Consider the following 12,624-nt stretch of genomic DNA (forward strand, 5'->3'; position numbering starts at 1 on the left):
TGCGGGCCCTGTCAATATGGATGATACAAAAGGAGGCATCGAAATGCTGCATGTAGAAAACATAGAAAAATATTACGGGAGCAGAAATAACGTCACAAAAGCTCTGGACCGCATCAGCTTTGATGTGGCGAAGGGGGAATTTATCTCCATCATGGGGGCCTCGGGCAGTGGAAAAACCACTCTGCTCAACTGTATTTCCACCATCGACACAGTCAGCGCCGGCCGCATACTGCTGGACGGAGAAAACATCGCGGAACTGTCCGATCGCCAGCTGGCCCGTTTCCGCAGGGAACGGCTGGGCTTTGTGTTTCAGGATTTCAACCTGCTGGATACTCTCACGCTGGAGGAAAACATCGGTCTCGCCCTCACCATCAACCACGCGGACCCGCAGACCGTGAAAACGAAAGTGCGGGAAGCGGCGGAGCAGCTGGGCATTCAGGAGACGCTGGACAAATTCCCCTATCAGGTGTCCGGCGGACAGAAACAGCGGGCGGCGTGCGCCCGGGCCATGGTGGCGGGGCAGTCCCTGATCCTTGCTGACGAACCCACCGGCGCCCTGGACTCCGGCGCTTCGAAAAACCTACTGGAGATCATGACGCGGATGAACCGGGATATGGGGGCTACCATCCTCATGGTCACCCACGACGCATACAGCGCCAGCTACGCGTCACGGGTACTCTTTCTGAAGGACGGCAGGCTGTTTAACGAGCTGATCCGGGCGGACCGCACACGTCCGGTCTTCTACCACGAGATTCTGGACGTGCTGGCCCTTCTGGGGGGTGATATCAGTGACGTTATCTAAGCTGTCCCTGCGAAACGCCCGGCGTCAGGCCAGAGACTATCTGGTCTATTTCGTCACGATCATCATGGCGGCGGCTCTGGTCTACGCCTTCAACGGTCTGGTCTTCTCCCGGGAGCTCCGCAGACTGGGAACCATGATGGACAGCCTGCCTCTGGTGATCGTTCTCACAAGCATAGTCGTAGTCTGTATCGTGGGATGGCTGGTCCAGTACACCACCGCCTTCATGCTGGCAAGACGCAGCCGGGAGCTGGGCACCTATATCCTGATCGGCCTTGAACACCGTCAGGTCGCCGGACTCTTTTTTCTGGAGAACCTGGCTGTGGGGACGGCGGCCCTGGCCCTGGGAACGGTTCTGGGCAATCTACTCTTTCAAGCCCTGCGGGCCGTCACGCTATCTCTGTTTCACGTCCCCTACGTCTTCGGATTTTCTTTTTCTCTCAAGGCGGTGGGACTGACGCTGTTTTATTTTGCGCTGATCTATCTGTTTGCCCTGTTCCGATGTCACAGGCGCATTCAGTCCATGAAGATCTGCGGCCTGATCGCTTATGACCGCCAGAACGAAAGAGAAGTCATCCGGAAAAAGCGGGGCCGGCAGAAGATCTTTATCGCTTCCATCCTCTCCGGCCTGATCGGGACCCTTCTGCTTCTTCTCCGCCATCTGCCTGCGGGGATTTTAGGCGCAGCCTTGATCATCTTTTTCCTGTACGGCTTTTTTATCAGTTTTTCCTCCGGCGTTCCCTCCTACTTTGAAAAACGTCCGGAAAAGAAATACAAGAACGGCGTGCTGCTCATATTCCGGACTCTGTCGGCCAAACTGGCCACCATGGGCGTGGTCATGGCCACCATCTCCCTGCTGTTTACCGCCACCCTGATCTCAGAGGGCTCTGGTATGCTGTTTAACGCCTTGTTTCAGAGCCGCAGCGAGCAGACCACCTGCTACGATCTGTTCATCGCCTCCAGCAGCCTGGAGGAAGATCACTTTGAGGATTATTTAGCCTATATTGACCGGAATATCTCTGTGCGGGAATCCATGCGGTATGATATCTATCAGGGCGAGGATCAGCAGGTCACCGATCATATCGGTGCAGCCGCCGACTACTGGAGCTGTTTTGATTATGACACATTGATGAAAGCCAGCGACTACGCCGCCCTGCGCTCTATGCTTGGCTATCCGGAGATCTCCCTCGGCCCCGGCCAGTACCGCGTCCACTGCATGCCCTATCTGGCCAAGATCCTGAAGGAGTATTCCCTGCCGCTGTCAGTGAACAGACATACTCTGGCTCCGGCAGGAGTCAGCACAGAAAGTTTCACTCAGTCTCTGTGGGACGGCAACGGCCGGGGATTCATTCTCGTCGTGCCTGATGAAGTCCTGGTCTCCTGCCCGGTCAGCCACAGCATCTACGCCGCCATGACCGACGAGCCGGTGAGCGCCGGCCAATTTCAGGCCCTCTGCCAAATACGGGATGAAAAGGATACGGCGGGCGGAAGTTATGACACGCTTTTTTCCAAGGCTGCAGCAGAGGCTGAAAGCGCCTCCATGTATGCGGTCATCGTCTTTCCCCTGTATTATCTGGCCCTGGTGCTCACCATGGTGGCGGCGACCATCCTGACCATTCAGCAGCTCAGCGAATCAGACCGTTACCGGCGTCAATTTGAACTGCTCCGTAAACTTGGAATGGACCGCCGCGAAATGAAACAGGTCCTGTTCCGGCAGTTTGCCATATTCTATATAATGCCCGCTCTGCCTCCGCTGTTCATCGGCATCCCCTTCATTCTGTCCCTGGGAGGCGCCTTCGATCCCGGTACGCTTTCGGGACCGGCGCATCTTCTAATGACCACCGGGTCGGCGCTGGGATCGTTTTTCTCCATCTATCTGGTGTATATCCTGACGGCGTACGCCAGCCTGAAACGGAATGTGCTGCCGGAACCGTACGGCTAGAGAACAGCAACAAAAAACCGGGCGGAAGATCCCTGTCCTGCCGCCCGGCCCCGATTCTCTTTTTCTTATCTTCGCCGGTCTCCGCCGGCCTTCGCTGGTCTTCTCCAGTTCTGATCTTTTATCAGAACTTCACCGCTTTTCCCTCATAGATGCAGTGCAGCAGCTTTTTGATGTCCTCTTTGTCCGCCAGTCTGGGATTGGACGACGTGCAGGGATCGGCCGCGGCCTCCGCGGCGATCTCGTCTACCCTCAGGCGGAACTCGTCCTCCGGCACGCCGTATTCTTTCAGCGACTGAGGGATCTTCATGGCGTCTGACATGGCCTGAATGAATTCAACCAGTTTATCCACCAGTTTTTCCTCATCCTTTTCTTCCACTCCCACCGCTCTTGCGATCTGCGCGTATTTTTCGCGGGCCCGGGCGTCCTCCGCGTTGAAAGCGATCACGTAGGGCAGATAGATGGCGTTGGCCAGTCCGTGGGGCAGCCCGAAAATATGTCCGGTCTTGTGGGCGATGCTGTGGGTAATGCCCAGCAGCGCGTTGGTGAACGCCATGCCCGCCAGACATTGGGCGTCGTGCATTTTCGTACGCGCTTCCTTATCTCCTTCGTAGGATTTCACCACGTTGTGGAATACCATCCTGATGGCCTGCAGAGCCAGCGGATCGGTAAAATCGGAAGCGTTTCTTGCCACATATGCCTCGACGGCGTGCGTCAGCGCATCCATGCCCGTATGGGCCGCCAGTTCCGCAGGCATGCGGTCGGCCAGTTCCGCGTCCAGGACCGCCACGTCCGGCACGATGTTGTAATCGGCCAGAGGATACTTGATCCCCGTGGTCTCATCGGTGATGACGGAGAAGGCGGTGACTTCCGCCGCCGTGCCCGAAGTAGACGGAACGGCCGCGAAACGCGCCTTCTGTCTCAGCTCCGGAAGGCTGAACGGTTCTTTGATCTTTTCAAAATCGGTCTGCGGATACTCGTAAAAGATCCACATGGCTTTCGCCGCGTCGATGGTAGAACCTCCGCCCAGAGCCACGATCCAGTCCGGCCGCTCTTTTTCCATAAACTCCGCTCCCCGCTTGACTGTGGTCAGGCTGGGATCGGGTTCCACTCCCTCATATACGGCGATTTCCATTCCCGCCTCTTCCAGATGTCTGCGCGCCTGTCCCAGAAAACCGAAACGCTCCATAGACTGACCGCCGGTGACGATGACCGCCTTCTTTCCTCTCAGCTCTTTCAGCGCGGCCAGGGAGCCGCGGCCGAAATAAATATCTCTCGGAATTGTAAACCTCATAAAAAAACCTCCTGTATGCGTTGAAATAACGTGTGTCAGGAGGTAGTTTTTGTAGATTTCAGATTCCTATTCTTCTTCCTGCAAAGCGCGAATCATTTTGTCCGCGCCGTGGACCATCAGATCCGCCAGCTCCACCTGCAGGATCCATTTAAACGGGATCTCCATGCTTCCCAGGTAAGCCCCCAGTATATTGCCGCAGATCGCAGCCACCGTATCGCTGTTGCCGTCGTGATTGACCGCCAGATACATGGCCGATTCAAAATCATTGGGATAACGCATAGCGCAGTAGACGGCCAGAGCCAGGGCTTCTTCTCCCGTCCATCCGCCGCCGATGGCCGCGATGTCCAGCAGATCCGCCGCGGCCTGATCGCTCTTTCCCAGCGTCTGATCCTGGCTTTTCGCCAGGCTGACGGCCCGCGTCACCGCTTCCAGCGTCTCCTGAAAACCCTCATACCGCTGCAGTTCTTCCAGCGCTCCTGCCAGCGCGCTCTCCAGATTGGCCCCCGAAATGATCTCTGCGATAACGTAGGCCAAAACGCCTGCCGGAAGATATGCGCTGGGATGTCCGTGGGTGATCGCCCCGCTCTCGCAGCCGATCTTGAAGGCCATCTTTGAATCATCGTAAAAATACAGGCCCACCGGCGCGGCGCGCATGACCGCTCCCGATCCTTTGCTGCCGTTGATGCGGTTGGTCATAGTCCCGTACTTTCCGTTGATGCATCCCGCCAGGGTGGGTATGCTGGTGCGCCCGGGTCCCCTTTGAGTGTACAGTTCTTCCCACTCCAGCACTTCGCCCTTCAGCAGAAATTCATAGTTCTTGTCCGCGAAATATCCCGTCTGCGTATACAGCCATTTCTGATAAGCGTAAAAGATGCAGGGCGTATAGCCGTATATGCCCCGCTCCTTTGCCCTGGAATCGGCCCAGAGCAGACCGTCCACCGTAAAAGTGGTCATCTGCGTGTCGTCGGAGATCAACGCCTTGCCGCTGGTGCTGTCCAGCACCAGCCGGCGGATCCCTTTTTCCCCGTAGCTGTTCTGTATCTCTTCATTTGAAAGCATTTCCACCGGATACCCCAGCGCGTCGCCCACAGCGCCGCCCAGCAGGCAGCCTCTGTAATAATCCTTGCTGTTTTTCACGTCAGTCTCCTTCTTCGATCGAGATGTCCCGCTGGAACTCCCGCAGCGCCGCCCTGCGTTTTTTATAATCAGGCAATACTTTTTCCACCACTGCCCAAAACTCCGGCGAATGATTCATCTCCCGCCGGTGGGCCAGCTCGTGGACCACGATATAGTCGATCAGCTCCGGCTCCGCAAAGATCAGGCGATATGTAAAGTTCAGATTGCCCGCCGACGTGCAGGAGCCCCACCGCGTTCTGGCGGAGTTCACTTTGACGCTGCAAAAATCCACGCCCATCCGCGGAGCAAAATACTCGCACCGCCGGGTCAGATATTCTTTCGCCTGTTTTTTCGCTGTCCGGACCTGAGCCGGAGAGAGCTGGATCACCTGCCGCCGCTCTCTCCGATCCGCCATCTTTTGCTGCGTGCTTCTGATCCAGCCTTCTTTTTCTCTGACGAAGGCCTCTATAAAGTCCATCTTCGCCCGGAAGGGAGCCCGCACTTCCACGCTCCCGTCAGGCCGCACATAGATCGCCACCGTCTTTCTCCGGCATCGGACCAGTCTGTAACTATTCATAGAGCGGCATCACCATCTCCACGTCCTCTCCCTCTCCGCTGTCTACCTCCTGTATGCCGTAGGGCACCGTAGTATCCAGATGTCCCATGAGCGTGTCCGCCGGCGCGCCGCCCACTGTGAACCGCACCCGTTCCACCTGATCGAAGGATTCGGTCAGCGTCCGCACGATCTGTTCCACCAGAAGAGATTCTTCCGTGGATCCGCCGGAGAGACCCTGAGACATGAAGTCCACCGTCACTGTTTTTCCATCCTCATCAAGGGACGCTCCGTCCACCTTAATATTGTCTCTCAGCATCGTGGTATAGTTATCGCCGTCGGGCACCTGTGAAAGAGCCTTCAGGGTTTCCAGATAGACGGCTCCGGGAGTGGCCGTGATCGTGGCGTCCATCTCGGGCATCAGATGCCCCAGCGATTCGTCGCCCTCATTCACATACTCCTGATTCACATAGTAGAGCTCCACCTGGTAATTCTGCTCTCCGTCCCCCAGCGTCCCCGGGTTTGCCTCGCTGTCGCTGCATCCGGCGAACATGGCCCCTGCCAATACCGCGGCGAAACACAGAGCCGCGGCCAGCCATCTGCGCCCCGCCCTGCTTCTTCCGATCTCACTTTTCCTTTTTCTATTCATGTTTCTCTCCCCTTTCCGCCCTTTCGGGCATCCCTTATCCCCTGTTTATGCTCTCATGTCCGGCCCCTTTCCGGGTCAAAGTCCGCAGAGATCGTTCCCCTGCCGGAAGCATCAGAGCTCAAGCGGCGGCCGGGCTGTGTCCAGCACATCCCGCACATCGAAGTACCAGGTCTTAACCTCCTCCGCTCTCCTATTCATAGTATAACCGTCCAGGTTCACTCTTGGCATGACAATATGATCGCCATTATTTCTGATCGTTCTACTGTTTCCTACAGAGCAGAAGATCCGATAGCCCCCCTGACCGATGATATAACGATATCGTGGATCGCTGTTCTTCCACGTAAAACCGAAGGGGGAAATGTAAATGTCCGTCTCCCCGACCCAGGGCTCGATCTTTTCCTTCCAGCGGTCCGTATCGTATTTCACCTGCCCCAGCGTGGCCCTGCCCGCCTGAAACCAGGAACTGTTATGCGTATAGCTGTGACACGCGAAATTCCAGCCTTCCGACCGCAGCGCGGCGGCGATGGTCTTCACGGTCTGCTGCCATTCCGCCTCCTGGGGCAGACCATCGGTGATCCGGTAACCCAGGGCTCCTTCATAGCCGGTGAGAGCCAGCGTGCCCTTGGCTCCACGGAAGGAAAAATCGGGATACTGTTCCACAAAATCGTCTAAGATCGGAACCACGTCGCCGTCCCGCGTGACGGTCTTCACGCCCTCCGGCGTCTCCACCTCCGTCCAGACCCGGCCGTCTTCTCCCATCACCAGCCGGTCCGCAAAACCGTCCGGCTTCATATAATCATAGTAGTTCACATCATCCACAGAGAGGACCAGCGGGACCTTTCCCTCCGGCAGATAGATATCCCTGAGCACCACGCTGCCGGGATGTTCGGGATCCTCCTGTATGTATTCTTTCAGATCGTAGAGCACATAGCCCTTTTCCCGCAGCAGCGGAAGCATAGCCTTAAACTCTTTGACCGTGGTCATCCACATATTGTAGCCCTTTGCCGGATGGCCCTTATCGTCAAAGGCCAGCTGGGGATAGACGATGAGACTGTGAAAAAACACATGGTGCACCGGCCCGTCGTAGCGGACCAGCGATCCTTTTGCCGTCTCGATCTCCCCGATCTTCGCCGCGATGAGACCGGCCGCGTCATCGCCGGCGCTCTCCGCCGCCGCGCTCAGCTCCGGATCTTCCCGCAGTACGGCAAGCGCCTCGTCGTAGTAGTAACCCTGATAAAGCCGCTCCGCTTTGGAAAGCGCGTCCGTTATCAATTCCATGCGCGCCGCTCTGGCAGCCTCAGCCTCCGCAGCGGCCGCTTCCGCCCGCGCCCGCTCTTCCCCGGCGCCCTGAAACAGAAAAACTCCCAGGATGACCGCCGCGGTCAGTCCCGCAGCGATCAGAACATTCGTCTTCATCTCCGCCCTCTTTTCCCGAACCCTTTATCTCGTGTTTGCCCGCTTTGCTCTGTATTAGTGAGACGTATGGTTTTTCATAAAGTTCCCGGAATACGAAACGGCTGCGTCCGCCGCGCACAGAATCTGTATAATAACCGCCCTGCGGTTATTATATCACAGATCCCCACGTCCTTATATTACGATTTCATGAGATCCCCCGCCGCCGGACGAAGGGCCCGGTCCAGAAACTCCGTCAGCACCAGCGCGGCCTCCTCCACGTCCGCCGCCCTTACTTTTTCGTGGGATGTATGGGCGTCGGACAGCGCCCCCGGCCCGTAGATCACTGTGGGGATATTCCCGCAGGTGATCAGCCAGTCTGCGTCTGCGTGAGCTACAAAGCCCCTGTCTGCCGGCGTTCTGCCGGTCACCGCCTCCACGCTCTCCCGCATCAGTCGCGCCGCGGGCTCTTCCCGGGAAATAACGGCGGCGTTTCCCTCGCCGGCGACGTTGATCTCATAGTTCAGTTCCGGTATTTTTTCCTTGACTCCGTCGCAGATCCGCCGGAGCTCCGCCAGGGATCCTTCCGCCGTCTGGCCGGGGACCAGCCGCCGTTCCACCTGCGCTCTGGCCGTCTCAGGCACGATATTGATCTGTACGCCCCCTGAGATGGTCCCCACGTTCAGCGTCCCCTTGCGGCCCAAAAGATCGGACCAGCGCCTCTCCGCCTGCTCCTCAAGCGCGATGAGCAGATGAGCCATGTGTATGACAGCGTTGATCCCCTTCTCCGGCGCGCTGCCATGGGACGGCTTTCCATGGGTTATGATCTCATATTCCATTTTTCCAAACTCGCCGATACAGGGAATATTGTCGGTGGGTTCCCCGCAGATGGCCATATCGGCTTTCACCAGCCCGTCCTTCACCGCTTTCCACGTGCCTTTCGCGCTGGGCGGCGATATCTCCTCCGCCACGGCGCCCATAAAGATCAGCTTGCCCTGCCGCCGGCCGCCCTCCGGCGGCCGCTGCGTGACCACAGTGTCCACAGCAGTCAGCATGGCGGCCATAGCCCCCTTGGGGTCGCAGGCTCCCCTGCCCCAGATGACGCCATCTTCCTCTTCCGCGGCGAAAGGACCGCGCTCCCAGCCGTCGCCCACCGGCACATTATCCAGATGGGTATTCAGTAAAATGACCGGCCCTTCTGCGTCTCCGAAGGAATACTCCCCGTACAGATTGCCGTGACGGTCCCGGTACACCTTCATTCCCATGTTCTCCAGCTTTCCGGCCACGAACTCCGCCAGTTCGTTCTCCTCCCCGCTCATACTTCGGATCCGGATCAGCTCCTTCAGCAGAGCGGCCGCGCTTTTTCCGCAGCCGCCGGCCTGTCCGCTGTTTTCATATTTCATATCCCAGCCTCCATCTCTTCCTCTATGGCATTCCGCCTTTTCCGGCGGGTCCATATGGTCTGATCTGACTGAACTCTATTTTATATAAATGCGGCAAAAATTGCAACCGAAGGCGAGAAACGGCCATCTTTCAACAGCCCGTGCCCTCCGGCAGTTTTTTCTGCCCGATCCCTGAATAAATCCTATAAATACCGCTAAAAAAACGAGTCGATCTGTGATAGAATGAATACAGAAAGAGACAGGATCCGTCATGCGGATCAATTGATTTTTCTCTAAAATATTTAGAACTTTTTCCGGCTGATCTCCGTCTATTCCATGGACGAAAAAAACAGACGGATTTACGATGATAAAGGGGATTGGATATGATAAAGGGAAAACGCGCGGCTCTGGCCGCTTTACTTGCTGTGTCCTTGATGACGGGCGCTCTGCTCACCGGCTGCGGAGGCGGCTCCATACAGGCCAGCAGCACGGCGGGAGGCCCGCCTTCAGATCAGGAGAACGCCGGTCAGCAGAGCGACGATCCCGGCAGAGATCCCGCCGGAGCCGCCGCCCCAAAGACAGATGAAAACGCGGATCAGACAGATCGTTCCGACGCCGGCGGGAGCGACGCAGCCGAAAGGACCGACGGCGCGCCCAAAGCTCCCGGGGCAGACGCCGGGGGAACGGAAGACGCGCAGTCTCAGAAGAGTTCCGCCGAAGACAGTTACTTCGACGACGCTCTCTTTATCGGAGACTCGCTGACGGAAGGTTTTCAGCTGCACGGCGGCATAACGAACGCCACTTACTACGGCTTTAAAAATCTCAATGTAAAAGAAGTCTTCAGCAAACCTCTGGTCAGATCCGGAGGAGGAAAAATTACCATCGCCGACGCCATCAGAAAAAACAGTTTCGGCAAATACTATATCATGCTTGGCGCAAATGAGCTGGGCTGGGTATACCCGGAGGTGTTCACAGAAAAATACGGCGAGCTGATCGATCTGATCCGCCAGGTAAACCCGGAGGCGAAGATCTATCTCCAGTCCGTATTGCCCGTCTCCGAGGAAACGTCCAGGACCAGCAAAATCTACAGCAATGACCGCATCGATTATTACGATGAACTGATCTCCGCTCTCGCCGCCGAAAAAGGCGTGACTTATCTGAACGTGCGCGAAGCGGTTGAAAACGAAAACGGCGTGCTGCCCGATGAAGCCGCCACGGACGGCGTTCATCTGAACAGGGATTACTGCCTGAAATGGGCTGACTACCTGCGCCAGAACCAGTGATCCAGCTGATATCCGGCATGCCCGGACACGCTCCGTTTTAACGCCCGTATTTGACTATAGAAAGCGGCGCCGGACCCCGGCGGCGAACGAGAGGAGATGACCGCAATGAACAAACGGCACGGACAATACGATAAAGACTTGGACAGATCCGCAGCTGCTGCCAACAGGTTTTCCCGCAGGCTTACCGCCCCGGCGGTTTTCCTGCTTTCCGCACTGCTCCTTCTGTCGCTGGCGCTCACCGGCTGCGGAGGCGGCGACAGCGATCAGCCGGTGACCATCGATATGGATAAACTGGCGCTGGAACTGCAGGAAGGCATCGCCTTCAAGGATACCATGAGCGAGGTGGATTCCGCCGTATTTTACATGCTTTACGGTCTTACCGAGGAGGACGTGGACCGGGAGGTCATGATCAGCAGCACCGGCGCTACCGCAGAGGAGATCACCATCATCCACGCGGCTTCCGCCGACAAACTTGAAGGGATCCGCAGCGCGGTGGACGCTCACATTCAGGCTCAGAGGGACGGATTTGAAAACTACGTTCCGGAGGAGCTCGACAAGCTGGCGGAGCCTGTCATCAAGGAGATCGGCGATTACATCATCGTCTGTGTATCCGACGACAATTCCGGCGCGGAAAATATCATCGCACAGTACGGAAAGTAGCCCTGCCGCCAAGAATGATTGCCCGGAGCGAAAGCTCCGGGTAAAAAAATGACCGAATGGAGCAAATGATTTTATGATATTCAGCAGTCTTGTATTTCTGTTTTATTTCCTGCCTGTCGTTCTGGCCCTGTATGCACTGGCTCCCCGCAGAGGAAAAAACGCGGTTCTCTTTGCGGCGAGCCTTCTTTTTTATGCCTGGGGAGAGCCGGTGTATGTGTTTCTCATGCTCTTTTCCATCCTGGCCAACTACCTGCTGGGTCTGAGCATTCACCGGGCGCTGGCCGGTGATACAAAGACCGGTCTGAACGCAGCAGGGTGCGCTGAGACCACGGGCTATCAAGGGACAAGTCCCGCCGCACGCAGACGGCTCATTCTGGCCTGCGCGCTGAACCTGGCTCTGCTGGGCTTTTTCAAGTACGCAGGCTTTTTTATCGCAAACCTGAATCTTGCGCTGGGTCTTCACATCGCAGACCCCGATCTTCCGCTGCCTCTGGGCATCTCTTTTTATACGTTCCAGGCCATGTCCTACATCATCGACCTGTACCGGGGAAAGGTGGCGGTCCAGAAAAGTTTCGTGGCCTTTGGAACGTATGTGGCGCTCTTTCCGCAGCTCATCGCCGGGCCTATCGTACGCTTTCAGACCATCGCGGAGGAACTGACCCTCCGAAGCCATTCTTTGGCCGGCTTTTCCCAGGGAGCCCTGCGTTTTACCGCGGGTCTGGGAAAAAAGGTGCTGCTGGCCAACAGCGCCGGAGCCGTGTTCGAACAGGCCATGCAGTCCGGCGGCGCCGGTTCCGGCATATCCGTGCTCTCCGCCTGGATCGGCGTGCTGGCTTTTACCATGCAGATCTACTTTGATTTCTCCGGTTACTCCGACATGGCCATCGGCCTGGGCCGCATGTTTGGATTTCATTTTCCGGAAAACTTCAACTACCCCTATATCTCGCAAAGCATCACGGAATTCTGGCGGCGGTGGCACATTACGCTCAGCTCCTGGTTCAGGGAATACGTTTATATTCCTCTGGGCGGAAACCGCCGGGGAACACTTCTGCAGCTGCGCAATATCGCGGCAGTCTGGGCCCTGACCGGCATCTGGCACGGGGCCAGCTGGAACTTTCTGGTCTGGGGCGTCTATTTCGGCGTCCTTCTCATCGCGGAAAAGCTCTTTCTCCTGCGGGCGCTTCAGCGGGCTCCCGCCCTGTTGCGGCACGTCTACACCATGTTCTTCGTCATCGTCAGCTGGGCTGTTTTTTCCGCGGACGACCTCTCCGGAGCAGCCGCTTTTCTGGCTTCCCTCTCCGGACTTTCCGGCGGGCCGCTGAGCGATGGAACGGGCCTGTATCTGCTGCAGAACCACGCTCTGTTCTTCCTTCTGCTTATGATCGGCTCCACTCCCCTTCCCAAGCGGCTCTGGATCCGCCTCAGCGGCGGTCTCCCCCAAACGGCCGCGGGGCTGGTCCGAAGCGCGGGCATGGCCGCCGTCCTGCTCCTGTCCGTGGCTTACCTGGTATCATCATCGTATAATCCGTTTCTGTACTTTCGGTTTTAGGAGGGCCG

Annotated in this window: 11 protein-coding genes; 5 read left to right on the forward strand and 6 right to left on the reverse strand. The window is 57.2% G+C overall.

The annotated features are described in order from the left end of the window. Nucleotides 1-43: 43 nt before the first annotated feature. Nucleotides 44-802 (forward strand): ABC transporter ATP-binding protein, encoded by a 759-nt coding sequence (locus E0E37_RS18180; protein ID WP_130864383.1) that lies wholly within the window; start codon nt 44-46, stop codon nt 800-802. Beyond that, nucleotides 789-2,741, forward strand: a complete 1,953-nt coding sequence (locus tag E0E37_RS18185) for an ABC transporter permease (protein ID WP_130864384.1) — start codon at nt 789-791, stop codon at nt 2,739-2,741. The genes E0E37_RS18180 and E0E37_RS18185 overlap by 14 nt, the downstream gene beginning before the upstream one ends. Before the next feature lie 121 nt (nt 2,742-2,862). On the opposite strand, the gene E0E37_RS18190 is transcribed toward E0E37_RS18185, so the two are convergent. From E0E37_RS18190 to E0E37_RS18215, 6 genes are all read right to left on the reverse strand, one after another. Continuing rightward, nucleotides 2,863-4,032 (reverse strand): iron-containing alcohol dehydrogenase, encoded by a 1,170-nt coding sequence (locus tag E0E37_RS18190; RefSeq protein WP_130864385.1) that lies wholly within the window; start codon nt 4,030-4,032, stop codon nt 2,863-2,865. Between the two features lie 66 nt (nt 4,033-4,098). Beyond that, nucleotides 4,099-5,169: an ADP-ribosylglycohydrolase family protein gene (locus tag E0E37_RS18195; protein WP_130864386.1), complete on the reverse strand. Its 1,071-nt coding sequence runs from the start codon at nt 5,167-5,169 to the stop codon at nt 4,099-4,101. 1 nt (nt 5,170) lies between these two features. Continuing rightward, nucleotides 5,171-5,725, reverse strand: a complete 555-nt coding sequence (locus E0E37_RS18200; protein ID WP_130864387.1) for a M48 family metallopeptidase — start codon at nt 5,723-5,725, stop codon at nt 5,171-5,173. Then, entirely contained in the window at nt 5,718-6,350 is a 633-nt protein-coding gene (locus E0E37_RS18205; protein WP_130864388.1) for a GerMN domain-containing protein, read from the reverse strand. Before E0E37_RS18205 ends, E0E37_RS18200 begins: the two co-directional genes overlap by 8 nt. A gap of 111 nt (nt 6,351-6,461) precedes the next feature. Then, nucleotides 6,462-7,766, reverse strand: coding sequence for a polysaccharide deacetylase family protein (locus tag E0E37_RS18210; protein ID WP_130864389.1), 1,305 nt, complete (start codon nt 7,764-7,766; stop codon nt 6,462-6,464). Nucleotides 7,767-7,942: 176 nt separating this feature from the next. Beyond that, nucleotides 7,943-9,145 carry a M20 family metallopeptidase gene (locus E0E37_RS18215; protein WP_165445446.1) on the reverse strand — a complete coding sequence of 401 codons (1,203 nt, stop codon included), beginning with the start codon at nt 9,143-9,145 and terminating at the stop codon, nt 7,943-7,945. A gap of 362 nt (nt 9,146-9,507) precedes the next feature. On the opposite strand from E0E37_RS18215, the gene E0E37_RS18220 reads away from it, so the two are divergent. The 3 genes from E0E37_RS18220 to E0E37_RS18230 all read left to right on the forward strand — a co-directional run bounded on the left by E0E37_RS18220 (nt 9,508) and on the right by E0E37_RS18230 (nt 12,616). Then, nucleotides 9,508-10,407, forward strand: a complete 900-nt coding sequence (locus E0E37_RS18220; protein ID WP_130864391.1) for a GDSL-type esterase/lipase family protein — start codon at nt 9,508-9,510, stop codon at nt 10,405-10,407. A 105-nt stretch (nt 10,408-10,512) separates the two neighbouring features. Then, a complete protein-coding gene (locus tag E0E37_RS18225; protein WP_165445447.1) occupies nt 10,513-11,067 on the forward strand; it encodes a DUF4358 domain-containing protein in 555 nt (184 codons plus the stop codon). A 73-nt stretch (nt 11,068-11,140) separates the two neighbouring features. Further along, nucleotides 11,141-12,616: an MBOAT family O-acyltransferase gene (locus E0E37_RS18230; RefSeq protein WP_130864393.1), complete on the forward strand. Its 1,476-nt coding sequence runs from the start codon at nt 11,141-11,143 to the stop codon at nt 12,614-12,616. The last annotated feature ends 8 nt before the right edge of the window (nt 12,617-12,624 follow it).

Origin of the sequence: Bacilliculturomica massiliensis (assembly GCF_900605495.1) — a bacterium.
GTDB classification, from domain to species: Bacteria; Bacillota; Clostridia; order Peptostreptococcales; family Anaerovoracaceae; genus Bacilliculturomica; species Bacilliculturomica massiliensis.